Here is a 23,943-nt window from a genome sequence, read left to right as displayed (position 1 = left end):
CTTTGACAGCGCCCATGCCCTGTGGCAAGGCGCGCCCGCTCTTGATTCCGGTGCGCCGGATATCCATCAAGTTTCGTGAATTTTACGCCCTGTCCCTTCCCGGGCAGGCAGCACCTGAGGATTTACAATGGTCAAGCCAGAGTGGGGCACCAAGCGTCAGTGCCCCAAGTGCGGTGAGCGCTTCTACGACCTGACGAAGGACGAGCCGGTCGAGTGCATCGAGTGCGGCGAGAAGTGGTTCCCCGAGCCGGTGCTCAAGTCGAAGCAGCCGATTCCCTTCGAGGAAGAGAAGAAGAAGGAAAAGGAAGCCGATTCGGACCTGGCCGATGACGATCTGGAGGATCTCGACGTCGACGACGACGAGGATTCGCCGGACAACGACGTCGATCTCGGCGGCGACGACGACCTCGGTGTGACCACCGGCGGCGACGACGACGACAACGACGAATAATTCGGCGGCCCGATTTCGGGCTTGCTATAACGGGTCGCCCTCCATAAAGGGGCGGCCCGCCGGACCCTCGGGACCGGCGATTATCGATGGCCAAGCTTTCGGGTTTGGGGCCTTAGCTCAGCTGGGAGAGCGCCTGCATGGCATGCAGGAGGTCAGCGGTTCGATCCCGCTAGGCTCCACCATCGAAACGGATACAAAGTCGGGTTTCTCGCAATGAGGCTCGCACGCTGGCCGACGAGGTTTCGTCCGCCGGCGTTTTTCGCATTTAGCCGGCCAGTCGCGGTCCGGCCGAGTTGAGGTAGCGCATGTTCGACACCCTGTCCGATCGTCTCGGCACCGTCTTCGACCGCTTGCGCGGTCGCGGCGCGCTGAGCGAACAGGACGTGCGCGATGCGATGCGCGAGGTGCGCGTCGCCCTGCTCGAGGCGGACGTCGCGCTGCCGGTCGCCCGCCGGTTCATCGATTCGGTCACCGAGAAGGCGGTCGGCCAGGACGTGCTGCGCTCGGTCACGCCGGGGCAGATGGTCGTCAAGATCGTCCACGACGAGCTCGTGGAGATGCTCGGCGGCGGCGACGGCGCTGTCGCCGAAGGGCTGAACCTCGCCGCGAAGCCGCCGGTCGTGATCATGATGGTCGGCCTCCAGGGCTCGGGCAAGACGACCACCACCGCCAAGCTCGCCAAGTGGATCCGCGAGAAGCACGGCAAGAAGGCCTTGATGGCCTCGCTCGACGTCGCGCGCCCCGCGGCGCAGGAGCAGCTCGCGGTGCTCGGTACTCAGGTCGAGGTCGCGACCTTGCCCATCGTCCAGGGCCAGCAGCCGGTCGACATCGCCCGCCGCGCACTCGAATCGGCGCGGCTGCAGGCCATCGACGTTCTGCTGCTCGACACCGCCGGCCGGCTCCACGTCGACCAGGCGCTGATGGACGAGATGAAGGCGGTCGCCGGGGTTTCGGCGCCGACCGAAGTGCTGCTGGTGGTCGATTCGCTCACCGGTCAGGACGCCGTGAACGTTGCCCAGTCGTTCTCGGGCGAGGTGCCGCTTACCGGCGTGGTGCTGACCCGCATGGACGGCGATGCGCGCGGCGGCGCGGCGCTGTCGATGCGGCACGTCACCGGCAAGCCGATCAAGTTCGCCGGCACGGGCGAAAAGCTCGACGCGATCGAGGCTTTTCATCCCGGCCGCGTGGCCGACCGCATCCTCGGCATGGGCGACGTCGTCAGCCTGGTCGAGAAGGCGGCGACCGCGATCAAGGAGGAAGAAGCCGAGGCGATGGCCCGGCGCATGGCCAAGGGCCAGTTCGACCTCAACGACCTGCGCATGCAGCTGAAGCAGATGCAGAACATGGGCGGTCTCGGCATGCTGGCGGGCATGATGCCGGGCATGAAGAAGGCCAAGCAGGCGATGGCCCAGTCGGGCGTGGACGACAAGGTCCTCGTCCACATGGACGCGATCATCGGCTCGATGACCCCCAAGGAGCGCGAGCGCCCGGAACTGATGAACGCCAAGCGCAAGAAGCGCGTCGCGGCGGGCGCCGGGCTCGAGGTGCAGGACGTCAACAAGCTGCTCAAGATGCACCAGGAAATGGCGCGGGCGATGAAGCAGATCCGCAAGATGGGCGGTTTCAAGGGGCTCGCCGCTGCCTTCGGGAAGGGCGGCCTCGGCGGTGCGCTCGGCGGCATGGGAATGGGCGGACCGGGCGTACCCCCGCCGTCGCTCCCGGGGCTGGGTGGCGGCGCGCTGCCCTCCAACCTGCAAGATTTGATGAAAAAGAAGTGATTTTCGAGTTTTAGTTCAGAAAGGTGAAGTGAAATGGCAGTTGCAATTCGTCTGTCGCGCGGTGGCGCGAAGAAGCGTCCGTACTACCGCATCGTGGTGGCCGACAGCCGCTCGTCGCGCGACGGCAAGTACCTCGAGCAGATCGGGACCTACAATCCGCTGCTCGCCAAGGACGACGAGAACCGCGTGAAGATCGATGCCGACCGTGCGAAGCACTGGCTGTCGGTCGGTGCGCAGGCGTCGGACCGCGTTGCCCGTTTCCTCGACGCCGCCGGCGTCAAGGAGCGTGCGCCGCGCAACAACCCCAAGAAGGGTGAGCCGGGCGAAGCCGCCAAGGAGCGTGCCGAAGAGCGTGCGGCCAAGGCTGCCGCCGCCGAGGAAGCCGCTGCCGAGGCCGCTGCCGCTCCCGAGCCCGAGGTCGAAGAGACCGCCGCGGTCGAGGCCGAGGCCGCTCCCGCCGAAGCCGAGAACGACGCCACCGGTTCGGTGAAGTCGGAAGAGACCGCTGAAGCCGTCGCCGAATCCGTCGATGCGCCCGAGGGTGCGACGGACGCCGATGCCGCAGCGATCGCCGAGGAAGTCGCCGAGGGCGGCCCGGTTGCCGAAGAGGCTCCGGCCGAGGAAGCGGCCAGCGACGAGAAGGCCGAGGGCTAAGCCCCGATGGACAAGCCCGTCACCCTCGCCGCCGTCGCCGGCGCGCACGGGGTGACGGGCGAAGTCCGCCTCAAGCTGTTCGGCGAGGGCGTCGAGGCGCTTTCGGCGTACAAGAGCTTCAACGACGGCGCATTGACGCTGAGGAAGCTGCGCGACGATGGCAAGGGCGGTGCGATCGCCCGCTTTGCCGAAATCCCCGACAGGACGGCCGCAGAGAAGTTGCGCGGCACCGTCCTCACCGTCCCGCGTTCGGCCATGCCTCCGCTTGGCGAGGGCGAATATTACCACGCCGACCTGATCGGCCTGGCCGCGGTTTCGCCTGACGGCGAAGTGCTCGGCACGATCGTGTCGGTCGAGAACTTCGGGGCCGGCGACGTGCTGGAACTCGAATTGACCGGCGGCAAGCGAGCCATGGTGCCCATGACCGCCGACGCCGTGTCCGAATGGGATCACGCGCGCGCGGTGATCGACCCCGCTTTCATCGCCTGAGCGGCGTCTCCGCGGCCAGGTGGTTGCGGATGGTGGTCGAAGCGACCCCCGCCTGACCCATCGCATTGCTGATCTGGTCGAGTCCCTTCACGACGTCGCCCGCGGCGAACAGTCCGGGCACGCTCGTTTCGTAGTGATCGTCGGTCAGGATGCAGCCGTCTTCGGACAGGCGAGCCCCCGCGTCCTTTGCAAGGCTGGAGCGTATGTGGCTGCCAAGTGCCGGATAGACGCTGTCGAACGCCATTCGTCCGGCGCCAGTGTCGAAGGCCAGCTGCTTGCCCTCGATCTTCCAGCCGCCGCAGGGGCCGTCCACACGGGCGATGCCGGCTGCGTCGAGCTTCGCGATGGATTCCGCGTCGAGCTCGTGCGCACCATCGGGCGAAACCAGCGTCAGGTCCGCGGTGTATCCGCGCAGGAACATCGCTTCGGCCGTGCCCTTCGCGCCTGTGCCCACCACCGCCACCTTCTTGTCGGTCACCTCGTATCCGTCGCAAACCGGGCAATAGCGGAGCATCCCGGCGGCGAGCGCGGCATCGTGCACTTCCTCGGGCAGGTCGGCCGGACGCCGGTTTATGACCCCGGTCGCCAGCAGCACCGACCGCGCGGTGTAAGTGCCGCTTTCAGTGCCCACGGTGAAACGGTCGCCTGTCCTGGCAAGGTGCGTGACGCGCTTGTCCTCGCGAACCGCGCCATAGAGGTGCGCCTGCTTGTACATCCGGTTGAGCAGGTCCTTGCCGTTGATGCCTTCGGGAAAGCCCGCGTGATTGTGGCTCGTCGGTATCCACGCCGCACGGCTTTCGCCGCTGTCGAACAGCCGGATCGAGAGGTGGTACCGCGCCAGGTAGATCGCCGCGGTCAGCCCGGCGGGCCCGGCCCCGATGATGATGCAATCGTCGGGTTTCGCTTCGCCGGTATCGCTCATCCTTGCCTTGCCCCTTCGCCTTGCGCATGGGCGAGGACATGACCTTCGCCGCCACCGTCATAACGCTCTACCCCGAGATGTTTCCCGGGCCACTCGGCATTTCGCTTGCCGGGCGCGCGCTGGAGCGGGGGGACTGGAGCATCGACGCGGTGCAGCTGCGCGATTTCGCGACCGACCGGCACCGCACCGTCGACGATACCCCGGCAGGGGGCGGGGCGGGGATGGTGCTCAAGCCCGACGTGCTCGCCGCCGCGCTCGACAGCGTGGATGATGGCAGGCCGGTGCTGGCGATGACCCCGCGAGGGCGTCCGATCGACCAGGCGCGCATCCGCGGGCTCGCGGCGGGGCCGGGGGTGACCATCCTGTGCGGCCGCTTCGAAGGGTTCGACGAGCGCATCTTCGAGGCGCGGCCGCATATCGAGCAGGTCTCGCTCGGCGACATCGTCCTGTCGGGCGGAGAGCCCGCCGCGCTGGCCGTGCTCGACGCTTGCATTCGCCTGCTTCCCGGCGTAATGGGCGCCCCGCTTAGCGGAGCCGAGGAGTCGTTCGAGGACGGCCTGCTCGAATATCCGCAGTATACCCGACCTCAGGAATGGGAAGGGCGCACGATCCCCGAAGTGCTGCGATCGGGGGATCATGCGAGGATTGCGGCGTGGAGAAAATCCATGGCCGAGACCGACACACGGCTACGCAGGCCGGACCTTTGGGAGCGTCATAGTGGCGCTCGGGTTCAGCCTGCCTCTGGTGCGCAGCGCGAAACGAAGGACTAGGACCAGTGAACCTGATCCAGCAACTCGAGGCCGAAGCGGCCGAGGCCCTGACCCAGGGCAAGGACATCCCCGAATTCCGCGCCGGCGACACGCTGCGCGTGGGCGTGCGCGTCGTCGAAGGCACCCGCACCCGTACCCAGAACTTCGAAGGCGTGTGCATCGCGCGTTCGAACCGCGGCATGGGTTCGAACTTCACCGTGCGGAAGATCAGCTTCGGCGAGGGCGTCGAGCGCGTCTTCCCGCTGTATTCGCCCAACATCGAGAGCATCACCGTGGTTCGCCGCGGCGTCGTGCGCCGGGCGAAGCTCTACTACCTGCGCGGCCGCACTGGCAAACGCGCCCGTATCGCCGAGCGTCGTGAGAACGCCTGACGGCTTGCGCCGTGAAGGCATCAAGGGGCGCTCCGGACCATCCGGGGCGCCCTTTTCGTTTTGGCTCCCTTACGCATACGTCGGCGCGGCGTTGCGCTTTGCGCACGGAGGCGTAAGGGGACTGTCCGAATTTTTGCAGGTGCGAAGGAGTATAGGCCGTGGGTTACCGGGTGGCGGTGGTCGGAGCGACCGGCAATGTGGGCCGCGAGATGCTGGCCGTGCTCGCCGAGCGCGAGTTCCCGTGCGACGAGGTCGCAGCGGTGGCGAGCGCCCGCTCGACCGGGACCGAAGTCGAATTCGGCGACACCGGCAAGATGCTCAAGTGTAGGAACATCGAGCATTTCGACTGGGCGGGCTGGGACATCGCGCTGTTTTCGGCCGGTAGCGGCCCCGCCAAGGAATACGCGCCCAAGGCTGCCGCCGCGGGCTGCGTGGTGATCGACAACAGCAGCTTCTATCGGATGGACCCCGACGTGCCGCTGATCGTGCCCGAGGTGAACCCGGACGCGATCGAGGAGTATGCCAAGAAGAACATCATCGCCAATCCCAACTGCTCGACCGCCCAGATGGTGGTCGCGCTGAAGCCGCTGCACGATGCGGCGGGGATCAAGCGCGTGGTCGTCAGCACCTACCAGTCGACCTCGGGCGCGGGCAAGGCGGGCATGGACGAGCTCTTCGCGCAGAGCCGCGCGATCTTCGTCGGTGACCAGGTCGAAAGCCACAAGTTCACCAAGCAGATCGCGTTCAACGTGATCCCGCACATCGACAGCTTCCTCGACGATGGTTCGACCAAGGAAGAGTGGAAGATGGTGGTCGAGACGAAGAAGATCCTCGACCCGAAGATCAAGGTCACTGCGACCTGCGTGCGGGTGCCGGTGTTCGTCGGCCACTCCGAATCGATCAACATCGAGTTCGAGCGCGAGCTTTCGGCGGAAGCAGCGATGGACATCCTGCGCGAGGCTCCGGGCGTGATGCTGATCGACAAGCGCGAGGACGGCGGATACGTGACCCCGGTCGAGTGCGTCGGCGACGGCGCGACGTTCGTATCGCGCGTTCGCGAGGACCCGACGGTCGAGAACGGGCTCAACATCTGGTGCGTCAGTGACAACCTGCGCAAGGGCGCGGCGCTCAACGCGGTCCAGATCGCCGAGCTGCTCGGTCGGCGTTGCCTCAAGAAGGGCTGATGGCCGTGCGGGTCGCGCTCGCTGTCGGTCTCGCCGCCGCGCTGGCCGCATGCGGCCGGACCGAGCCCGAACCCGTCACGGTCGAGACACCGTCGTCGTCCGGCACGGCCACCGCCGAAGCCACCACGGCGCCCGCCGAGAAGCCCAGGCCGGGCACGGCGATACTCGATGCCGAGGGCGTCGCGCTGGGCCGTACCGCGGCGACGGCGACGCGCTTTGCTTTCGGTACCCGGCGCCAGGACGTGGACGGTGCCGCTGCCGCTGCACTGGGCTCTGCCGGAGAGCAATCGGCCAACGGCGAATGCGGCGCGGGTCCGATGGAGTTCACCGACATCGGCGGGCTCAAGCTCAACTACCTCGACGGCAAGCTGGTCGGCTGGTTCGCGGAGGCCGACCCCAAGGCGGTCACCAGCGATGGCATCCGCCCGGGGATTCGTTTCCGCGACCTTCAGGCCACCCGCAGTGCCAGCCTGATCGAGGGAAGCACGCTCGATGGCGAATTCGAGTATCTCGCTGCCGACGGCCAGACGATCTACGGATTCGTGTCCGGAACCGGTCCAGAAGCAAAGGTCCAGGCACTCTACGCCGGGGTAAACTGTTTCTTCCGATAGCCGCATGCTCCCTCTGCTATCGTGCAGCGGGAGGCAGCGATGACAGACTTCACGATGACACCGGTCGGATACGTCCGCGGAGGGCGCGCGGAGGCGCTCGACGACGACTGGGGCGGGAGCGAGGCCACGATCGAGCTCGACCCGGCACGTTTCGACGCGGATGCCCTGCTCGGGCTCGACCAGTTCAGTCATGCCGAAATCGTGTTCGTGTTCGACAAGGTCCCCGACCACAAGATCGAGACCGGCGCTCGCCATCCGCGCGGGCGCGAGGATTGGCCGCGCATCGGCATCTTCGCGCAGCGCGGCAAGAACCGCCCCAACCGGATCGGGCTGACGACTTGCGAGATCGTCGCCGTCGATGGGACCCGGCTCCATGTCCGCGGGCTCGATGCGATCGACGGCACGCCGGTGCTCGACATCAAGCCGGCGATGCGCGGATTCCAGCCGCGCGGACAATTGCGCGAACCCGGCTGGGCCGGCGAGATCATGGCGGAATACTGGTGAAGGATAGCGGGTCGCGCTAGGAGAAAGGGATGACCTTGCACGCGGACCTCTACTTCAGCTTTCGCAGCCCTTACAGCTATCTGGCGATCGGTCGCTACCGGGCGCTGAGCGAATCCCATACCGTCGATATCGCGCTGCGGCCGGTCTATCCGCTGGCGATCAGGCAGCCCGATTTCTTCGAGCGCAACCACCCGAACTGGCTGCGCTACACCTTTATCGACATGTTTCGCGTGGCGCAGATGGAAGGCATACCTTTCGGCCCACCGCGGCCCGATCCGATCGTGCAAAACCCGATGACGCGCGAGATCGCCGCCGAGCAGCCGTATATCCGCAGAGTGACCCGGCTGGGCCAGGCTGCGGCGCGGCGCGGCAAGGGACTGGCGTTCGCAGCGGAAGCGGGCAGACTGATCTGGGGCGGAGCGGAAAACTGGCACGAGGGTGACCATCTCGCGGGCGCGGCAGCGCGTTCCGGCCTCGACCTTGCCGAGCTCGACGCGGAAGTCGCGGCCGAACCCGATGCGCTCGACGCAGAGATCGCGGCCAACCAGCAGGCGCTGGAGGACGCCGGCCACTGGGGCGTCCCGACGCTGGTGTTCGAGGGTGAGCCGTTCTTCGGGCAGGACCGGATCGCCATGGCGATCTGGCGGATGGAGCAGAAGGGCCTTGTACCGCGCTAGGAGCCGGGCCGCGCCGGCGGCCGGACGACCTTGCGCATCAGGAAGACCAGCGGAAGCGTGGCCAGCGTTAGCCAGAACAACAGGTAGAAATCGTTGGCGTAGCCGATCATCGAGGCTTGCCGGTTCACCTCCATGTCGATCGCGCTAAGCGCGGATGCACCCAGTCCCTGATATCTGTCGGCGGTGGACAGGTCGACGTCGAGCACGCTGGAGACGGTCACCGTCGCGCCGAGTTCCTCGTGGACGGTCTGCACGCTCGCACCCCAGAGCACGGTCACGATCGATATCCCGATCGACGAGCCGACGTTGCGGGCCAGGTTGAGCATGCTCGACCCGTCGGTCCGCAACTGCGGCGGCAGGGTGCCGAAAGCGGTGAGGTTCATCGGCATGAACACCAGCCCGAGCCCCAGTCCTTGCAGGAAGCCCGTCCAGACGACGTGGAACTGGTCCACCTCAAGCGACCAGTGCATCATCTGCCACATCGCAAGGTCGCTGATCAAAAACCCGGCCGCCACCATGTATCGCGGATCGACCTGGCGGTTGAGCAGGAGGCCGCTGAGCTGCATGCTGATGAGCACGCCGATCCCGCGCGGCGCCATCACGAAGCCGGTGTCGACCACGTCGTAGCCGAGGTTACGCTGGAGCAGGGGCGGCAGCAGCGCCATGGTCGCGAACATCACCACGCCGATGACCAGCATCAGGACGAAGGCGATGGCGAAATTGCGATCCATGAACAGCGACGGCGGCACGAGCGGCTGGCGTGCGGTCGCGAAGCGGATCACCGCCATCCAGAGGCCCGATATCGCGACCCCCGCGTAGATCCAGGCCTCGGCGGATTCGAACCAGTCGATCTGCGGACCGCGGTCGAGCAGGAGCTGGATCGAGGCGAGGGCAAAGCCGATCATCGCGAAGCCTGCCAGGTCGAAGCGGCGCTCGCGCAGCGGCCTTCGCGGCAGGCCTGCCAGCAGCATCGCGATCGACAGGGCGCCGACGGGCACGTTGATGTAAAACACCCAGCGCCAGTTGCCGCTTTCGGTCAGAAGCCCGCCGACGATCGGACCCATGATCGGCCCGATCATGATTCCCGCGGACCAGATCGCCATGACCGTCGGCTGGCGGCTCGGGCGGCTGCTGTCGAGCATGAAACTCTGGCTGAGCGGCGCGATGAATGCCCCGAACACACCCTGCAGCACGCGGAAGCTGACCATTTCCTCGAGGTTCTGCGCCAGCCCGCAGGCCATCGAGGCGAGGATGAAGCCGCTGACTGCGATGACGAACAGGCGGCGTGCGCCAATCCGGTCGGCCAGCCAGCCGGTGATCGGCATCGCGACGGAGGTCGCGAGGATATAGCTCGTGAGCACCCAGGTGATCGTATCCGGCGATGCGCCGAGGGACGCCTGCATGTGCGGCAGCGCCACGTTGGCGACCGTGCTGTCGAGCATGTACATCAGCGATGCGGTCATCGCCCCGACGATGAGCGCGGGCTGGTTGGGCGATGGCAGTGCGGCAACGTCCTCGATTTCCGGTGCCGACCCGGCCCGCGAACCCGGCGCCGCCGCGGCGCTGGCCATTACTTGCGGCCGTCGGTGAAAACGGTGACGTGGGTCGAGAGCCCGGCAATCATCTGGCGCCCGGGGTTGCCCTCGATCGCGATCCGCACCGGCACACGCTGGGTTACCTTGACCCAGTTGCCCGTGGCGTTCTGCGCGGGGAGGACCGAGAACTCCGATCCGGTCCCTGCGCCGATCGACTCGACGCGACCCTTCACGACCAGGCCCGGGTAGGCGTCGAACCGCACTTCGGCGGGCTGGCCCACCGCCATCTCGGCCAGGTCGGTTTCCTTGAAGTTGGCTTCCACAAAGCTCTTGCCGGTGGCGACGAGGGTGAGGACCGGCAGCCCTTGCAGGACCGACTGTCCAAGCTGGAGCCGGTCGGCCTGCGCGATCCGGCCGCTGACGGGAGCTCTGACCTCGGTGCGCGAGAGGTTGAGTTCGGCCAGGGCGCGCTCGGCACGACCTGCCGCGACCTGCGGGTTTTCGCCCGGGACCTGAGTGCCGGTCGCAAGCTTGGCCTGCGCGGCCGCGCGGCGCGCTTCGGCGGCGCTGAGCCGCGCGCGCGCCTCGGCGACCGCGTGCTGGGCCGCCTCGAGATCGGCTTTGGTCGTAAAGCCGCGGGTCCACAGTGCCTGCTGGCGATTGAGAGTGGCCTGGTTGAAGGCGATTTCCTCGCGAGCGGCGGCGATGTCGCTGCCCGACAGGTCGGCCGAGCCGGCAAGCGCGGTCACATTCGCCTGCGCAATGGCGATGGCGGCATCCGCCTGGGCGATCTGCAGCCGGTAGGGCTCGGGATCGATGCGGAAGAGGAGGTCGCCCGCTTTCACGACCTGTCCGTCGCTGACCGCGACCTCGACGATACGTCCGCCCACTTCCGAACTGAGCGAAACCTTGTCCTGCTGGACATAAGCGTTGTCGGTCGAAACCTTGCCCTGGAGGGTCCACCAGTAGATCCCGCCGCCGATGAGCAGGGCTATGGGCAGGGACAGCATGAGGATGAGCCCGCGGAACTTGCGGGCCGCGGGGGCGGGCGGCGGTGCGGCGGCCTCGTCCTTCGCCTGCACGATGACCGGATCCGCCTCAGCCATTGACGGCAAGCTCCTCCGCCGGGACCGAAAGGTTCTCCGATATGCGCGCGAGCATGGCGGCAAGCTGGGCCTGCTCGGAATCGTCGAACCCGTCGAGCATCGTCTCGATCAGGCCCGCGAGGCCGGAACGTATGCGCTCGATCTCGCCCCTGCTCCGTTCGGTCAGATGGAGGACGCGCGCCCGGCGATCGCCCGGATCGGCGCGCCGTTCGATAAGGCCCGCCTCTTCCATGCGATCCACCATGCGGCAGAGGGTGATCGGCTCGATCTCGAGTTTCTCGGCGTAGTACGCCTGATTCTGGTCGGGCATGCGCTCGATGTTGAGCAGGAGCCGCGCCTGCTGCGAGGTCGCGCCGGTCTTGCGGACACGCTCGTTGAAGGCTCGCCGCAACAGCCGGGCACTATCGGTCAGCAGGTACGGCATGTTCTTGTCCATGCGTGCACATATAATAAGTATGCTTATGACCGGCAATCGGGTTTGCGCATCGATTTTCCATCGGTAGGATGCTCTCATGATTGAGACGAAGACCGGCGGCTGCCAGTGTGGCCGCGTGCGCTATTCGGCCAAGGTCGACCCGGCCAAGGCGTACCTGTGCCATTGCCGCATGTGCCAGCGCGCGACCGGGGGCGTCGCCGCAGCCTTTGTCCAAGCGCGATGTGATGAGGTGGAATGGGAAGGCGAACCCGACTTCTATGCAAGCTCTCCCATCGCGGAACGTCCGTTCTGCGCGCATTGCGGAACGCCGATCGGTTTCCGCTTCACCGGCTCTGGCGACCACATGGACCTGACCATCGGCAGTTTCGACGACCCGTCGGACTTCGTGCCGTCCAGTCACGCCGGCGCGGAAAGCCTGCACGAGGCGTGGCTCGACACCAGCTCACTGCCGCGCACGCGCACGGACGAAATTCCCAAACTGGTCGAGAAGTGGCGCTCCGTGGGCCGCGACGTCCCCGAATGAACGATCTCTTCGCCGACACGCTCGAGGGCGGCTGCAACTGCGGCGCGGTGCGCTACACGCTCTCGCCGGGTTTCCGCATCGGGCCCTACGCGTGCCACTGTACGCTGTGCCAGACGCGCACCGGCAGCGCATTTGCCGAACACACGATGGTGTCGCGCGCGGCGCTTGCGGTCACGGGAGCGCAAAAGTGCGGCAAGACCGCCAATCCGAGCGGTGCTGAAGTGACCTTGTGGGGTTGCAACGAGTGCGGCGCGCGGGTGTGGGGCGAGAACGCGAGCCGACCGGGCTTCGCCACCTTGCGCTGCGGAACCCTCGATCTCAGTGCCGAGGTCGTCCCGGTCGGCCATATCTGGGTGTCGAGCAAGCAGCCCTGGATCGCGCTCCCCGAGGGCGCCAAGGCGATGGACGAACAACCGCGCACGCCCGAGGAATGGATGCGCGAACTGGGTACTGCCGCATGACCGAAATCCGGACCGAGACGCACCCCGGCTTCGACGGGCAGCCGGTCGCCGTGCATCGCATGGGCGCGGGACGCCCGGTGTTGTTGCTTCACGGCCTGTTTTCCGAAGCGAACACCAACTGGATCAAGTTCGGCCACGCGGCCAAACTCGTCGACGCGGGATTCGAGGCGATCATGCCGGACTTCCGCGCACACGGGGCAAGCGCCAAGCCGCACGACCCGGCCGCCTATCCGCCCGATGTGCTCGTGCGCGATACCTTTGCACTGGTGGAGGAGCTTGGCCTCGACGATTACGATCTCGTCGGTTTCTCGCTGGGGTCGCGGACCGCGGCGCGCAGCGTCATCGCCGGGCTGGAGCCGCGCCGCCTCGTCCTGTCGGGCATGGGTCTTGAGGGCCTGGCGGGCTGGAACCGCCGCTCGGCCTTCTTCCTCGACGCCATCGCGCGGTTCGACGAGGTGAAGCACGGCGATCCCGCATTTATGGCGGTCGCATTCATGAAGACCCAGAAAGTCGACCGCGTTGCCGCGAAGCTGCTGCTCGAATCGGTCGGCGACACCGATCCTGCCGACCTCGAGAAGATCGCCATGCCCACGCTGGTGCTATGCGGTGCGCAGGACCGCGACAATGGCGATCCGGTGAAGCTGACCGAGGCGCTTCCCGATGCCATCCACGTCGAGATCCCCGGCACACACATGGGATCGGTCACGGAAAGCATGCTGGGAGACGAGCTGGTCCGCTTTCTGACCGCTTGATTCAGGTGAGGCACAGGGTAGGGCACCTAAAGCGGTAACAACCGTAATCACCTGGTCGCCAATCTTCCCAAGAGGTTTTCAATGAAGTTCGCACCCGTCGCCCGCTGGGCGATCGCTGCCGCGCTCGTCGCGCCCGTTGCCGTGCCTGCCGTCGCGCACGAAGAAAGTGTTCCTACCGCTGCCGAAGCCAAGGCCTTTGTCGACGAGGCGGCCGCCGCCTATCGCGACCAGGCCATCCGCACCTCCCGTACCAGCTGGGTCTACCAGACGTATATCAATCAGGATTCCGCCGCCCTGAACGCCGAGCAGGAAGCGATCCTCACCAAGATGCAGGTGGAGAATGCGGCGAAGGCCGCTGCTTTCGCAAAGGCGCCGGGCCTCGATTACGACACCGACCGCATCCTGAACCGCATGCGGACGCTGATCACCACGCCCGCGCCGACGCGCGCGGGCGCAGCCGAGCAGGTCGCAGAGCTCAAGGGCGGCAACCAGGGTGCCTATGGCAAGGGCAAGGGCACGCTGAACGGCCAGCCGATCAGCGGCAGCGACATCGAGGCCGCGATGGGCACGAACCGCAATCCTGACGAGCTGAAGGAGATGTGGGTCAGCTGGCACGACAACGTCGGGGCGCCGATGAAGGACGATTATGCCCAGTTCGTGGCCCTGATGAACGAGGGCGCGCGCGAACTCGGTTACGCCGATACCGGAGCGCTGTGGCGGTCCAATTACGACATGGACCCCGACGCCTTCGCGGCGATGACCGAGCGCCTGTGGCTCGAGACGAAGCCGCTCTACGAGGCGCTGCACACCTACACCCGCACGAAGCTCAACGAAAAGTATGGCGACGCGGTGCAGGCCCGGACCGGCCCGATCCGTGCCGACCTTCTGGGTAACATGTGGGCACAGGAGTGGGGCAATATCTACGACATCGTAGCCCCCGCAGGTGCCGGCGACATCGGCTACGACACGACCGAGCTGCTCATGGCCAAGAACTACGACCCGGTGAAGATGGTCAAGGCGGGCGAGGGTTTCTTCTCGTCGCTCGGCTTCGATCCGCTCCCGGACACGTTCTGGACCCGCAGCCTGTTTGTGAAGCCCGCCGACCGCGAGGTCATCTGCCATGCCAGCGCGTGGAACGTGGACCAGGTCGACGATCTGCGGATCAAGATGTGCACCAAGGTCAACGGAGACGACTTCGTCACCGTCCACCACGAACTCGGCCACAACTACTACCAGCGCGCCTACAACAAGCAGAACGTGTTCTACCTCAGCGGCGCTAACGACGGCTTCCACGAAGCGATCGGCGACGCGGTGGCGCTGTCGATGACGCCCGAGTACCTCGTCCAGATCGGGCTTCTCGACAGGGACATGGTGCCGAGCGCGGACAAGGACCTTGGCCTTCTGCTGCGCGAGGCGATGGACAAGGTCGCGTTCCTGCCGTTCGGCCTGCTCATCGACCGCTATCGCTGGGATCTGTTCAGCGGCAAGGTGCAGCCGGCCGACTACGGCAAGCACTGGGTGGACATGAAGCGCCAGTACCAGGGCGTGGTCCCGCCGGTCGATCGTGGACCTGACACCTTCGACGCCGGCGCCAAGTATCACATTCCCGCGAACGTGCCGTATACCCGCTACTTCCTCGCCCGGATCCTGCAGTTCCAGTTCTACAAGGCCGCCTGCGACCAAGCCGGCTGGAAGGGCCCGCTGCACCGCTGTTCGTTCTACGGCAACAAGGAAGTCGGCAAGAAGCTCAATGCCATGCTGGCGATGGGCGCGTCGAAGCCCTGGCCCGACGCGCTGGAGGCCTTCACCGGCACCCGCGAGATCAGCGCCAAGCCGATGCTGGAGTACTTCGCGCCGCTCAAGAAGTGGCTCGATCAGCAGAACAAGGGCGAGAAGGCCGGCTGGTAACTTCGTCAAGGGCACTTGCGCCGCACCGCTTTCCGTTCGACACCTGCCCCGTTGGCGGCAGGTCGGGGGAAAGCGATGCGCGCAAGTGTCTTGATAGCATTCGGGCTGGCGCTCGCGCCCGCGGCGACATTCGCCGCCGATGAGACGGTTGCCGCGTCCAACCCCGACGGCATCGTGCGCGTATTGCGGGAAAGCGGCTTTTCAGCAGAGCTCGACAAGGACAGTTACGGCGACCCGCTCATCAAGACGTCATTCGCCGGATACCCCGGTTCGATCTATTTCTACGGCTGTGCCGCCGAAACGCACGAGGGCTGCGAGTCGCTCCAGTTCCGCGCGGGGCTCGACCGCAAGACACCGCTGACCCCCGAACTCACCAATGCGATCGTCAAGAAGTACCGCTTCACCGCGCTCTGGCTCGACGACGATGGCGACCCATGGGTCAATTTCGACCTGTTCACCGGCAGCGGCATCGCGCGCGAGAACTTCATGCGTACGCTCAAGGCCTTCGAACAGAACTTCGGTTCGATCGCCAACGACGTGTTCGCCGAGGAACGGGGGGAATAGCGCGTGGCCGGCTCTGGTGTCTTTCGCCGTTCGGTCCTGTTGGCGTGCCTTTCGTGCGCGGCATGCATGTCCGGACCCGCGCCTGACAGCGACAGGGCTCCCTTCCGATCCCTCTTTGTTGCCAACAAGACGGTGGGCAGCGTCACCCGGATCGATCTGGCGGACGGGACCGTGGCGTCGCGCGGATCGGCATGCCGCACTCCGCACGAGCTAGCCCTGTCACCCGGCGGGCAGCATCTGGCGGTCGGCTGTTACGATGGGCGCACGATAGCGATCCTCAACGCTGCCGACCTGTCGCCCGTTGCGACGATAGTATTGGGCGAAGGCGCAAGGCCGCATGGCATCGTGTGGCATCCAAAAGGCGAGATTTTCGCCAGCGCCGAAGGGCGAAGGTCGATATTCCGGGTTCGCGACCCGTTGAGCTCGGCACCGCAGATCGACGAGTTTCCGACCGGCGAAACGGGTTCGCACATGGTCGTCATTTCGCCCGCTGCCGACGTTGCCTGGACGGCCAACCTGGGGTCGCAGTCGGTCACGCGGATCGATCTCGGGGGAGGAAGCCCGCCGCGGTCGGTCAAGACGGGGCAGGGCACCGAAGGCATCGTCCTGTCTGCGGACGGCCGCAGGCTGTGGGCTTCCGCGCGCGAAGAGGACCGGCTGGTCGAACTCGATCCCGAAACACTCGCCATCCGGCGCTCTGTCACAACCGGGCGCTTCCCCCTTCGTGTCGTGGAGCATCCTTCGGGCAGGTGGGTCGTCACGTCGAACCTCACCGACGGGACCGTCAGCGTTGTCGACACCGCAACGGGCACGGTTGAACGGACGATAACTGTCTCGGGAGGAGCGGCCTCTGCGCAGGTGACTCTGCTGTTCGATCCGTCCGGGACGCGGCTCTACGCTGCGGAGACCCAGACCGATACGATTGCGGAGATCGACTTTGCGAGTGGCCGGGTACTGCGCAGGCTTGCGGGCGGACCCGGTGGCGACGGCCTGGCCATCCAGGCCGCCGGGATCACCGGAACGGCGGCTCGTTGAAAGCGCGCAGCTTGCGGGAATGCAGCCGGTCGCCTTCTTCGCGCAGGCGGCGGCAGGCGGCAACGCCGATCTGCAGGTGTGCTGCGATCGCTTCCTCGTAGAACTTGTTGGCCTGTCCCGGGAGCTTGATCTCTCCATGCAGGGGCTTGTCGCTCACGCATAGCAGCGTGCCGTAGGGTACCCGGAACCGGTAGCCCTGGCCCGCGATCGTCGCGCTCTCCATGTCGACCCCGACCGCGCGGCTGAGGCTCATGCGGCGGGCGGACTGGGTGTACTGCAGTTCCCAGTTGCGGTCATCGGTGGTGACCACGGTGCCTGTGCGCATGCGCTGCTTCAGGTCGGCACCGTGCGCGCCCGACACTTCCTCCGCGGCGCCGTAAAGCGCCTGCTGGACTTCGGCGATGGCGGGCAGGGGGATTTCCGGCGGCAGCACCGGGTCGAGCACGTGGTCGTCGCGCAGGTACGCATGCGCGAGGACGTAGTCGCCGATCTTCTGGCTGGGGCGCAGGCCGCCGCAATGGCCGATCATCAGCCACGCCTCGGGCCGCAGCACCGCCAGGTGATCGGTGATCGTCTTTGCGTTCGAGGGGCCGACGCCGATGTTGACCAGGGTGATCCCGCAGCGATCCTCGCCGATGAGGTGGTAAGCGGGCATCTGGTGCCGCCGCCACGCGGTGTCGGACAGTTGCATCCGCGCATTGGCCATCCGCTCGGTCAGGAATAGCCCCCCGGCGCCGGCGAGTGCGGTGTATCCGCCCGAACCGAGCTGCTCGGCCGCCCAGTCGACGAACTCGTCGACATAGCGGTGGTAGTTCGTGAACAGGACGAAGCGCTGGAAGTGCTCGGTGCTGGTGCCCGTGTAGTGGGCCAGCCGGGCAAGGCTGAAATCCGTGCGCAGGCCGTCGAACAGCGAGAGCGGGATGGTATCGTCCGGCCCGCCGAGTTCGATCCCGTCCGCGAGTTCGTCGCCGATCAGGGCCAGTTCGGTCGCGGGAAAATGCCGCGCCAGCACTTGCGGCTCGATCCCCGCGAGGACCGAGCCGGCCTCGCCGTCGAGCACATAGGGAAAGGGGATTTCCTGCCGCGATGCACGCACTTCTACCTCGACGGGGTAGTCCGCGGCGATGAGTTCGAGCTGTTCGGCCAGGTAGGACGCGAACAGGCGCGGCTTCGTTACCGTCGTTGCATAAGTACCCGCCGAATTGAGGCGACCATAGGCGAGGCCGCGGGTGCTCGCCGGCGGTTCGCCGTGGTAGCGAATGACGAGTTCGGGATAGGCGTAACTGCCGTCGACCCGCTTGGCAGGGTCGGGAAGGGCGCCATCCCTCGCGTAAGCCAGGATGTCCGTGCGCAAGTTTTCCACTGCACGGTCGTGGAGCTGGGCCAGTTCGGCAATGATGTTTTCGACGGATTCCATCGGCGGCGGATAGCGCGGCGTTTGCGACAAGGCAAAAGGCTCTTGAGAACCCTTTCCAGCGTCCCGACGTTAGAAGTGCATGCACGACCTGATCATCGAGGCAATCGCGCGCGGCGGCTATTTCGGCATCTTCGTGCTGATGGCGCTCGAGAACGTGTTTCCGCCCGTCCCGAGCGAGGTCATCATGGGCGTCGGCGGCGTGCTTGTTGCACGCGGAGAAATGGCGTTCTGGCCGCTGATGATCTGGGGAACGCTCGGCACGACGCTCGGCAACTATGCCTGGTACTGGATCGGCGACAAGTGGGGTTACGAACGCACGCGCCCGTTCATCGATCGCTGGGGCCGCTGGCTGACGATCGACTGGGAGCACATGGAAGCCGCGACGCGGTTCTTCCAGAACCATGGCCAGTGGGTCGTGTTCTTCCTGCGCTTTTCGCCCTTCCTGCGCACGATGATCTCGTTGCCGGCGGGTCTCGCCCACATGCCTCTGGGCAGGTTTCTTTTCTTCACATTTGCCGGATCGGCGATCTGGAATGCGCTGCTGGTGTTCGGCGGAACCGTGCTTGCGCGCTGGCTCGAGGAATACAACGGCGTGATGGGCTGGATCGTGCTCGGGCTCGTGGTCATGGCGATCGCCGCCTACGCCTGGCGCGTGGCGACGTGGAAGCCGCGCCATCTGAGGACGACGACCAACGACTAATCCGAGCGCGGATGCGCCTTGCGATAGGTGTCGAGCAGCGTTGCCGCGTCGACCTTGGTGTAAATCTGCGTCGAGCCCAGGCTCGCGTGGCCCAGCAGCTCCTGCAGGCTCCTGAGGTCCGCCCCGGCGCCGAGCAGATGCGTGGCGAAGCTGTGCCGCAGCGCGTGCGGCGTGGCGGTGGCGGGCAGGCCCAGCGCAATTCGGGCTCGCGCCATGGCCTTCTGGACCATTCCCTGCCCGAGCGGCCCGCCCCTTGCGCCGCGAAACAGCGGAGCGTCGGCGTCCAGCGGCCAGGGAGACTTGGCAGCATAGTCGGCAACACCGTCGCGGACGATGGGCAGCAGCGGCACGACGCGCTGTTTGCTGCCCTTGCCAGTGACCGTCAGCGTCTCGCCCAGAGGCATATCCTTGCCCTTGAGCGACAGCGCTTCGGCAATCCGCAGACCGGCTCCGTACATGAGCAGGAGGACCGCGCGGTCGCGGGATCCGATCCACTCTTCGGCAGCGCTGCCCGCCACGAGGTCCGCAAGGTTGACCGCATCGTCGGGTGTGACGGGGCGCGGGAGGCCTTTCTTGAGCCGAGGCCCGCGCAGGCGGGGTGGCGAGGCATCGTCGCCCATTTGCGATCGGGCGAACGCGACGAAGCCCTTCAGCGCCGAAAGCTCGCGCGCGGCCGAAGCGTTCGCCAACCCTTCCGCGCGCCGCAGGGCAAGCTGACGGCGCAGGGCCGGTCCGTCGAGCGCGGCGAGCGAGGTCCAATCGTCGAGGCCGGTCGCACTCAGCAGCCGGTCGGCGGCGGCGACGTAGGCACGTACGGTATGCGGGCTGCGCCGCCGACCGTCGCGCAAGTGGCCGCCCCAGGCTTCGAGAAGCGCGGCCTTGCTCACGCTTCGACCAGCGCTGCGGGGACCAGCTCGCCCAGCAGCGCGTCGAGCAGGGGCATTCCCGCCTCGGTGACCCGGATTCGCTCGCCCGAGATCTCCACGAAGCCGAGATCGCGGTGGAATGCGAGCCGGTCAGGATCGAGCAATTCCTCGATCCCGAAGCGCGCGCGCATCGCCGCGAGGTCGACCCCTTCGGCTAGCCGAAGGCCCATGAGGAGAGCTTCCGATGCCTGTTCGCGCAGCCCCAGCTGTCGCTCCTCGGCGATGCCGTGATCCGCACGAATTACCGCGTCGAGCCAGTTCTCCGGCTTCTTGTGCCGCACCGTCGCCACGCCGCCGCGCCGCCCGTGTGCACCGGGTCCGATGCCGACGTAATCGCGATAGCGCCAGTAGGTGAGATTGTGGCGGCTCTCGTGGCCCGGGCGGGCGTGGTTCGATACCTCGTAGGCCGGCAGGCCTGCCTCGTCCGTCATCGCGCGCGTCAGTGCGAACAGGTCGGCCGCCGGGTCGTCGTCGAGCGGCGCGAACGCGCCCAGCCGCACGTCGGTGGCGAAGCGGGTGCCCGGCTCGATCGTGAGCTGGTAGAGCGATAAGTGATCGGTCCCGAGCGCCAGCGCGCGCTGGAGTTCTTCGCTCCAGGCCTCCGCCGATTGTCCGGGGCGGGCATAGATGAAATCCGCGTTGACGCGGCGGAAAACGTGTTGGGCAGTATCGAGCGCGCGGAGACCCTCGTTCGCATCGTGCAGTCTGCCGAGGAACCGCAGCGCCGCGTCATCGAGCGACTGAATCCCGAGCGAGACCCGGTTCACCCCGGCTGCGGCAAGGCCAGCAAATGCCGCCGCCTCGACCGACGATGGATTGGCCTCCAGCGTGATCTCGATATCCGGCGCGAACCCCCACAGCCTCTCCGCCTCGTCGAGCAGTGCGCCGACCAGGGCAGGGGGCATCAGGCTGGGGGTTCCGCCGCCGAAGAAGATGGACTCCAGCGGCTCCCCGCCCGCGAGCGCAGCCTCGTGCCGCATGTCGGCCAGCAGCCCCGTCTGCCACGCGTCGACCTCCACCGCGTCGCGCACGTGCGAGTTGAAGTCGCAGTACGGGCACTTTTTGAGGCAGAACGGCCAGTGGATGTAGAGTGCGCGCGCCATTTACCTTGCGTGATACAGAATCGGTTAAGCGGCGTCGCTATAGCCGAAGCGTCATGGGGATGGGTCGTTTCATCGCGCCTGCATTGGGCGTGCTCGCAATCATGGGTTTCGACGCGCCGGCGCTGGCGCAGGGCCGCAGCGATTTCGCCGGCCGCTTGCTTGCCGCACACAACGAGGAGCGCGACCGCGCGGGCTTGCCGCGCCTGTCATGGTCCAGTCGTCTCGCGCAGGACGCGCAGGAGTGGGCGGTCCATCTTTCGCGCAAGGGCACGCTCCAGCATGCCGACAGCCAGCGGCGGCGCAACATGGGCGAGAACCTCTGGATGGGTTCGGCGGGCTACTACAGCGCCGAAGACATGATTGGCGGCTTCCTGTCGGAAAGGTCGAAGTTCCGGCCCGGCACTTTCCCGCAGGTCAGTTCATCAGGCAACTGGTCGGACGTCGGTCACTACACCCAGATCATCTGGCCGCGCACCACCGAGGTCGGCTGCGCGGTTGCAAAGGGCGCGGTGAACGATTTTCTCGTGTGCCGATACAACCCGCCGGGCAACACCTTCGGCGAAAGGGTCGGCGGCTGATCTAGCCGAACTGCTCGGCGACGAGCTTGGCAAAGGCGTCGGCGCGGTGGCTGATGCGGTGCTTTTCCTCCGGGTCGAGTTCGGCAAAAGTGACTTCGCGACCGCTCGGCACGAAGACCGGGTCGTACCCGAACCCCAGCGTTCCGCGTGGCGGCCAGGTAAGGGACCCATCGACCCGGCCCTCGTAGACCGCCGTATCTCCGTCGGGCCATGCGATTGCGAGAACGCAGCTGAACCAGGCGTCGCGCGGGGCCCCGGGGCCCTTGGCCTGAAGCATGCCTTCCACCTTGCCCATCGCCATATACCAGTCGCGGCCCGGATCGCCCTCGAACCACTGCCGCTCGGCCCAGTCGGCGGTATAGACGCCCGGCCGTCCGTCGAGCGCGGCGACAGAAAGCCCGCTGTCGTCCGCCAGCGCTGCCAGACCCGACGCCTCGGCCGCAGCGCGTGCCTTGAGCAGCGCGTTCTGGACGAAGGTCGTCCCGGTCTCCTTCGGCTCCGGTAGCCCGAGCGACCCGGCGCTGATGCATTTCACGCCATAGGGATCCAGCAGCGCGCCGATCTCCTTCAGCTTGCCCGCATTGTGCGTGGCGATGACCAGCGTGCCCGAGCCGATGCGGCGGGTCATTTGCGGGTCGCTTCGTCCTGTGCCCGGAAGACTTGGGCGCAGCCAATCTGGGCGAGACGGAGGAGGCGCAGAAGGCCCTCCTCGTCATAGGTCGCGCCCTCGGCGGTCGCCTGGACCTCGGCGATTTTGCCGCCTTCGATCAGCACGAAGTTCGCATCGGCGTCGGCCGACGAATCCTCGTGGTAGTTGAGGTCGAGCACAGGCGTGCCGGAGCAGATGCCGCACGAGATGGCGGCGACCTTGGCCTCGATCGGGTCGTCGGAGATGGCGCCGGCGGCCATCAGCTTGTCCACCGCCAGGCGCAGCGCGACCCATGCGCCGCTGATCGCCGCGGTCCGCGTGCCGCCGTCGGCCTGGATCACGTCGCAATCGAGCACGATCTGCCGCTCGCCCAGTTTCCTGAGGTCGACCACCGACCGCAGGGACCGGCCGATCAGCCGCTGGATTTCCTGCGTCCGCCCGCTCTGCTTGCCCTTGGCCGCCTCGCGCTGGCCGCGGGTGTGTGTCGCGCGCGGGAGCATCGAGTACTCGGCGGTCACCCAGCCTTCGCCCTTGCCGCGCAGCCATGGCGGGATGCGCTCCTCGACCGAAGCGGTGACGAGGACGCGGGTGTCGCCGAACCCGACGAGGCAAGAGCCTTCGGCGTGCTTGGTGAATCCGGTCTCGATCGAAATGGCGCGCATCTCGTCGGGCGCGCGGCCGGAAGGTCGCATGGGAGTTCCTTTGTGAGTCGTTGCCCAGCGCCTAGGCGCAAGCCCCTTGCCGCCGCAAGGGCGCGCTCTAGATTGGGGGCATATGCCTCCGCATCCCGTCACCGAACTGAGCACTCGCGCGCGGGAAGTTTTCCGGCTCGTCGTCGAGGGATATATCGCGAGCGGCCAGCCGGTGGGCTCGAAGACGCTGGCCGGGCCGAAAAGCGAAGGCGGCGGCGGGCTGAACCTGTCCCCCGCCTCGATCCGCTCGGTTCTGCACGAACTCGAAACGCTCGGCTTGCTCGCCGCCCCACACACCAGCGCGGGGCGGATGCCGACCGAAACGGGACTCCGGCTCTTCGTCGACGGCATGATGCAGGTCGCGGAGCCGTCAGCGGAAGAGCGCCGGACTATCGAGACGCGCATTTCCGCGCCGGGCCCGATCGAGGCGGCGCTGGAGGCGACCAGCGCGCTGCTGTCGGACATATCGGGCGCAGCGGGAATGGTCATGGTGCCCAGGCGCGAACCGCGGCTCGCGCAACTCACGCTTGTTCCGCTTGCCCCGACCCGCGCGCTGGCGGTTCTCGTGGGCGAGGACGGGGGAATCGAGAACCGGGTGATCGATCTCGATGCGCCTGCGTCGGCCTCGGCGCTGGAGCAGGCCGGCAACTACATCACGGCGCGGCTCGCGGGACGCACCCTGGCAGAGGCGGCGACTGCTATGCAGGCAGAGCTTGCGGGCGGGCGTTCGCAATTGGACGCCGCCAGTCGCGACCTGGTCGAGCGCGGGCTCGCAATCTGGAGCGAGGATGCGTCGCGGCGCCCCGTGCTCATCGTGCGCGGCGCCGCGAACCTGCTCGACGAGACCGCGCTCGGCGACATCGAACGCGTGCGCCAGCTCCTCGACGACCTCGAAAGCAAGCAGGCCGTCGCCGAGCTGCTCGAATCGGCGCGGTCGGCCGAAGCGACGCGGATTTTCATCGGTAGCGAAAACCGACTTTTCGCCCTGTCGGGATCTTCGGTGATCGCCTCACCCTATCGCGACCGCGAGGGAAGGGTGGTGGGCGTGCTGGGGGTCATCGGTCCCACGCGGTTGAATTATGCGCGCGTTGTCCCCATCGTGGATTTCACGGCCCGTTCACTGGGCAAGCTCATCGGATAACGACGA

At 66.7% G+C, this 23,943-nt stretch carries 27 protein-coding genes, 1 tRNA gene and 1 pseudogene; 20 read left to right on the top strand and 9 right to left on the bottom strand.

Annotated features, from left to right (window positions below; all coding sequences use genetic code 11):
* Positions 1-127 precede the first annotated feature (127 nt).
* From A6F68_RS11825 to rimM, 5 genes and pseudogenes are all read left to right on the top strand, one after another.
* On the top strand, positions 128-451 hold the full coding sequence (locus A6F68_RS11825) for a TIGR02300 family protein (protein WP_067680355.1): 324 nt from the start codon (positions 128-130) through the stop codon (positions 449-451).
* Positions 452-557: 106 nt separating this feature from the next.
* Positions 558-633 (top strand) — tRNA-Ala (locus A6F68_RS11820).
* Between the two features lie 123 nt (positions 634-756).
* Entirely contained in the window at positions 757-2,229 is a 1,473-nt protein-coding gene (gene ffh, locus A6F68_RS11815) for a signal recognition particle protein (RefSeq protein ID WP_067680352.1), read from the top strand.
* A gap of 33 nt (positions 2,230-2,262) precedes the next feature.
* Positions 2,263-2,742 (top strand): annotated as a pseudogene (gene rpsP, locus A6F68_RS15400) (30S ribosomal protein S16); the annotation flags it as partial.
* A 147-nt stretch (positions 2,743-2,889) separates the two neighbouring features.
* Positions 2,890-3,372: a ribosome maturation factor RimM gene (gene rimM / locus A6F68_RS11805; protein ID WP_067680346.1), complete on the top strand. Its 483-nt coding sequence runs from the start codon at positions 2,890-2,892 to the stop codon at positions 3,370-3,372.
* Here rimM and A6F68_RS11800 read toward each other — a convergent pair.
* On the bottom strand, positions 3,362-4,294 hold the full coding sequence (locus tag A6F68_RS11800) for an NAD(P)/FAD-dependent oxidoreductase (protein WP_067680343.1): 933 nt from the start codon (positions 4,292-4,294) through the stop codon (positions 3,362-3,364). The genes rimM and A6F68_RS11800 overlap by 11 nt on opposite strands.
* A 38-nt stretch (positions 4,295-4,332) precedes the next feature.
* Here A6F68_RS11800 and trmD point away from each other — a divergent pair, with 38 nt between their 5' ends.
* From trmD to A6F68_RS11770, 6 genes are all read left to right on the top strand, one after another.
* A complete protein-coding gene (trmD, locus tag A6F68_RS11795; protein WP_067682540.1) occupies positions 4,333-5,064 on the top strand; it encodes a tRNA (guanosine(37)-N1)-methyltransferase TrmD in 732 nt (243 codons plus the stop codon).
* A gap of 5 nt (positions 5,065-5,069) precedes the next feature.
* Positions 5,070-5,435, top strand: a complete 366-nt coding sequence (gene rplS, locus A6F68_RS11790) for a 50S ribosomal protein L19 (protein WP_067680340.1) — start codon at positions 5,070-5,072, stop codon at positions 5,433-5,435.
* Positions 5,436-5,593: 158 nt separating this feature from the next.
* Positions 5,594-6,619, top strand: a complete 1,026-nt coding sequence (locus tag A6F68_RS11785; RefSeq protein WP_067680338.1) for an aspartate-semialdehyde dehydrogenase — start codon at positions 5,594-5,596, stop codon at positions 6,617-6,619.
* Positions 6,619-7,230: a hypothetical protein gene (locus A6F68_RS11780; protein ID WP_067680336.1), complete on the top strand. Its 612-nt coding sequence runs from the start codon at positions 6,619-6,621 to the stop codon at positions 7,228-7,230. The genes A6F68_RS11785 and A6F68_RS11780 overlap by 1 nt, the downstream gene beginning before the upstream one ends.
* Positions 7,231-7,269: 39 nt before the next feature.
* Positions 7,270-7,734 carry an SAM-dependent methyltransferase gene (locus tag A6F68_RS11775; protein ID WP_067680334.1) on the top strand — a complete coding sequence of 155 codons (465 nt, stop codon included), beginning with the start codon at positions 7,270-7,272 and terminating at the stop codon, positions 7,732-7,734.
* Positions 7,735-7,763: 29 nt separating this feature from the next.
* A complete protein-coding gene (locus tag A6F68_RS11770) occupies positions 7,764-8,411 on the top strand; it encodes a 2-hydroxychromene-2-carboxylate isomerase (RefSeq protein ID WP_067680331.1) in 648 nt (215 codons plus the stop codon).
* Here A6F68_RS11770 and A6F68_RS11765 read toward each other — a convergent pair.
* The 3 genes from A6F68_RS11765 to A6F68_RS11755 are packed head-to-tail and all read right to left on the bottom strand — an operon-like array spanning position 8,408 to position 11,488.
* A complete protein-coding gene (locus A6F68_RS11765) occupies positions 8,408-9,982 on the bottom strand; it encodes a DHA2 family efflux MFS transporter permease subunit (RefSeq protein ID WP_067680328.1) in 1,575 nt (524 codons plus the stop codon). The two genes, A6F68_RS11770 and A6F68_RS11765, sit on opposite strands and share 4 nt — an antisense overlap.
* A complete protein-coding gene (locus A6F68_RS11760; protein ID WP_067680325.1) occupies positions 9,982-11,052 on the bottom strand; it encodes an HlyD family secretion protein in 1,071 nt (356 codons plus the stop codon). The genes A6F68_RS11765 and A6F68_RS11760 overlap by 1 nt, the downstream gene beginning before the upstream one ends.
* Entirely contained in the window at positions 11,045-11,488 is a 444-nt protein-coding gene (locus A6F68_RS11755) for a MarR family winged helix-turn-helix transcriptional regulator (protein ID WP_067680322.1), read from the bottom strand. Before A6F68_RS11755 ends, A6F68_RS11760 begins: the two co-directional genes overlap by 8 nt.
* 76 nt (positions 11,489-11,564) lie before the next feature.
* On the opposite strand from A6F68_RS11755, the gene A6F68_RS11750 reads away from it, so the two are divergent.
* From A6F68_RS11750 to A6F68_RS11725, 6 genes are all read left to right on the top strand, one after another.
* Positions 11,565-12,011, top strand: a complete 447-nt coding sequence (locus A6F68_RS11750; protein WP_067680316.1) for a GFA family protein — start codon at positions 11,565-11,567, stop codon at positions 12,009-12,011.
* Entirely contained in the window at positions 12,008-12,472 is a 465-nt protein-coding gene (locus tag A6F68_RS11745) for a GFA family protein (RefSeq protein ID WP_067680313.1), read from the top strand. The genes A6F68_RS11750 and A6F68_RS11745 overlap by 4 nt, the downstream gene beginning before the upstream one ends.
* Positions 12,469-13,224, top strand: coding sequence for an alpha/beta fold hydrolase (locus A6F68_RS11740; protein ID WP_067680310.1), 756 nt, complete (start codon positions 12,469-12,471; stop codon positions 13,222-13,224). Before A6F68_RS11745 ends, A6F68_RS11740 begins: the two co-directional genes overlap by 4 nt.
* 81 nt (positions 13,225-13,305) lie before the next feature.
* Complete coding sequence (locus tag A6F68_RS11735) at positions 13,306-15,132, top strand: M2 family metallopeptidase (protein ID WP_067680307.1); 1,827 nt, start codon at positions 13,306-13,308, stop codon at positions 15,130-15,132.
* 75 nt (positions 15,133-15,207) lie between these two features.
* A complete protein-coding gene (locus A6F68_RS11730) occupies positions 15,208-15,696 on the top strand; it encodes a YbjN domain-containing protein (RefSeq protein WP_067680304.1) in 489 nt (162 codons plus the stop codon).
* Between the two features lie 66 nt (positions 15,697-15,762).
* The gene (locus tag A6F68_RS11725; protein ID WP_067680301.1) at positions 15,763-16,731 is read left to right on the top strand and encodes a YncE family protein; all 969 of its coding nucleotides are present in this window, start codon (positions 15,763-15,765) and stop codon (positions 16,729-16,731) included.
* Here the strand turns inward: A6F68_RS11725 and A6F68_RS11720 are convergent.
* Positions 16,709-18,148: an AMP nucleosidase gene (locus tag A6F68_RS11720; RefSeq protein WP_067680298.1), complete on the bottom strand. Its 1,440-nt coding sequence runs from the start codon at positions 18,146-18,148 to the stop codon at positions 16,709-16,711. The genes A6F68_RS11725 and A6F68_RS11720 overlap by 23 nt on opposite strands.
* A 79-nt stretch (positions 18,149-18,227) precedes the next feature.
* Between A6F68_RS11720 and A6F68_RS11715 the strand changes: the two genes are divergently transcribed.
* On the top strand, positions 18,228-18,848 hold the full coding sequence (locus A6F68_RS11715) for a DedA family protein (RefSeq protein ID WP_067680295.1): 621 nt from the start codon (positions 18,228-18,230) through the stop codon (positions 18,846-18,848).
* On the opposite strand, the gene A6F68_RS11710 is transcribed toward A6F68_RS11715, so the two are convergent.
* Both A6F68_RS11710 and hemW read right to left on the bottom strand, forming a co-directional pair.
* Positions 18,845-19,735: a tyrosine recombinase XerC gene (locus A6F68_RS11710; RefSeq protein ID WP_067680292.1), complete on the bottom strand. Its 891-nt coding sequence runs from the start codon at positions 19,733-19,735 to the stop codon at positions 18,845-18,847. The two genes, A6F68_RS11715 and A6F68_RS11710, sit on opposite strands and share 4 nt — an antisense overlap.
* Complete coding sequence (gene hemW / locus A6F68_RS11705; protein WP_067680289.1) at positions 19,732-20,877, bottom strand: radical SAM family heme chaperone HemW; 1,146 nt, start codon at positions 20,875-20,877, stop codon at positions 19,732-19,734. The genes A6F68_RS11710 and hemW overlap by 4 nt, the downstream gene beginning before the upstream one ends.
* 53 nt (positions 20,878-20,930) lie before the next feature.
* Here hemW and A6F68_RS11700 point away from each other — a divergent pair, with 53 nt between their 5' ends.
* Positions 20,931-21,455, top strand: a complete 525-nt coding sequence (locus A6F68_RS11700; RefSeq protein WP_067680286.1) for a CAP family protein — start codon at positions 20,931-20,933, stop codon at positions 21,453-21,455.
* Position 21,456: 1 nt separating this feature from the next.
* Here the strand turns inward: A6F68_RS11700 and rdgB are convergent, their stop codons facing one another.
* Positions 21,457-22,083 carry an RdgB/HAM1 family non-canonical purine NTP pyrophosphatase gene (rdgB, locus tag A6F68_RS11695; protein ID WP_067680283.1) on the bottom strand — a complete coding sequence of 209 codons (627 nt, stop codon included), beginning with the start codon at positions 22,081-22,083 and terminating at the stop codon, positions 21,457-21,459.
* Positions 22,080-22,796 carry a ribonuclease PH gene (gene rph / locus A6F68_RS11690; RefSeq protein WP_067680280.1) on the bottom strand — a complete coding sequence of 239 codons (717 nt, stop codon included), beginning with the start codon at positions 22,794-22,796 and terminating at the stop codon, positions 22,080-22,082. Before rph ends, rdgB begins: the two co-directional genes overlap by 4 nt.
* 82 nt (positions 22,797-22,878) lie before the next feature.
* Between rph and hrcA the strand changes: the two genes are divergently transcribed.
* On the top strand, positions 22,879-23,937 hold the full coding sequence (hrcA, locus tag A6F68_RS11685) for a heat-inducible transcriptional repressor HrcA (protein WP_067680277.1): 1,059 nt from the start codon (positions 22,879-22,881) through the stop codon (positions 23,935-23,937).
* The last annotated feature ends 6 nt before the right edge of the window (positions 23,938-23,943 follow it).

Source organism: Tsuneonella dongtanensis, assembly GCF_001698205.1.
Taxonomy (GTDB): Bacteria; Pseudomonadota; Alphaproteobacteria; order Sphingomonadales; family Sphingomonadaceae; genus Tsuneonella; species Tsuneonella dongtanensis.
This window is presented reverse-complemented; position numbering and strand designations above follow the sequence as displayed.

Excerpts from the sequence above, each read along its gene's own strand:
- A6F68_RS11825 (WP_067680355.1), top strand. The coding sequence starts at position 128 with ATGGTCAAGCCAGAGTGGGGCACCAAGCGTCAGTGCCCCAAGTGCGGT.
- ffh (WP_067680352.1), top strand. The coding sequence starts at position 757 with ATGTTCGACACCCTGTCCGATCGTCTCGGCACCGTCTTCGACCGCTTG.
- rimM (WP_067680346.1), top strand. The coding sequence starts at position 2,890 with ATGGACAAGCCCGTCACCCTCGCCGCCGTCGCCGGCGCGCACGGGGTG.
- A6F68_RS11800 (WP_067680343.1), bottom strand. The coding sequence starts at position 4,294 with ATGAGCGATACCGGCGAAGCGAAACCCGACGATTGCATCATCATCGGG.
- trmD (WP_067682540.1), top strand. The coding sequence starts at position 4,333 with ATGACCTTCGCCGCCACCGTCATAACGCTCTACCCCGAGATGTTTCCC.
- A6F68_RS11780 (WP_067680336.1), top strand. The coding sequence starts at position 6,619 with ATGGCCGTGCGGGTCGCGCTCGCTGTCGGTCTCGCCGCCGCGCTGGCC.
- A6F68_RS11775 (WP_067680334.1), top strand. The coding sequence starts at position 7,270 with ATGACAGACTTCACGATGACACCGGTCGGATACGTCCGCGGAGGGCGC.
- A6F68_RS11770 (WP_067680331.1), top strand. The coding sequence starts at position 7,764 with ATGACCTTGCACGCGGACCTCTACTTCAGCTTTCGCAGCCCTTACAGC.
- A6F68_RS11765 (WP_067680328.1), bottom strand. The coding sequence starts at position 9,982 with ATGGCCAGCGCCGCGGCGGCGCCGGGTTCGCGGGCCGGGTCGGCACCG.
- A6F68_RS11760 (WP_067680325.1), bottom strand. The coding sequence starts at position 11,052 with ATGGCTGAGGCGGATCCGGTCATCGTGCAGGCGAAGGACGAGGCCGCC.
- A6F68_RS11755 (WP_067680322.1), bottom strand. The coding sequence starts at position 11,488 with ATGGACAAGAACATGCCGTACCTGCTGACCGATAGTGCCCGGCTGTTG.
- A6F68_RS11750 (WP_067680316.1), top strand. The coding sequence starts at position 11,565 with ATGATTGAGACGAAGACCGGCGGCTGCCAGTGTGGCCGCGTGCGCTAT.
- A6F68_RS11745 (WP_067680313.1), top strand. The coding sequence starts at position 12,008 with ATGAACGATCTCTTCGCCGACACGCTCGAGGGCGGCTGCAACTGCGGC.
- A6F68_RS11740 (WP_067680310.1), top strand. The coding sequence starts at position 12,469 with ATGACCGAAATCCGGACCGAGACGCACCCCGGCTTCGACGGGCAGCCG.
- A6F68_RS11735 (WP_067680307.1), top strand. The coding sequence starts at position 13,306 with ATGAAGTTCGCACCCGTCGCCCGCTGGGCGATCGCTGCCGCGCTCGTC.
- A6F68_RS11730 (WP_067680304.1), top strand. The coding sequence starts at position 15,208 with ATGCGCGCAAGTGTCTTGATAGCATTCGGGCTGGCGCTCGCGCCCGCG.
- A6F68_RS11725 (WP_067680301.1), top strand. The coding sequence starts at position 15,763 with ATGTCCGGACCCGCGCCTGACAGCGACAGGGCTCCCTTCCGATCCCTC.
- A6F68_RS11720 (WP_067680298.1), bottom strand. The coding sequence starts at position 18,148 with ATGGAATCCGTCGAAAACATCATTGCCGAACTGGCCCAGCTCCACGAC.
- A6F68_RS11715 (WP_067680295.1), top strand. The coding sequence starts at position 18,228 with ATGCACGACCTGATCATCGAGGCAATCGCGCGCGGCGGCTATTTCGGC.
- hemW (WP_067680289.1), bottom strand. The coding sequence starts at position 20,877 with ATGGCGCGCGCACTCTACATCCACTGGCCGTTCTGCCTCAAAAAGTGC.
- A6F68_RS11700 (WP_067680286.1), top strand. The coding sequence starts at position 20,931 with ATGGGGATGGGTCGTTTCATCGCGCCTGCATTGGGCGTGCTCGCAATC.
- rdgB (WP_067680283.1), bottom strand. The coding sequence starts at position 22,083 with ATGACCCGCCGCATCGGCTCGGGCACGCTGGTCATCGCCACGCACAAT.
- rph (WP_067680280.1), bottom strand. The coding sequence starts at position 22,796 with ATGCGACCTTCCGGCCGCGCGCCCGACGAGATGCGCGCCATTTCGATC.
- hrcA (WP_067680277.1), top strand. The coding sequence starts at position 22,879 with ATGCCTCCGCATCCCGTCACCGAACTGAGCACTCGCGCGCGGGAAGTT.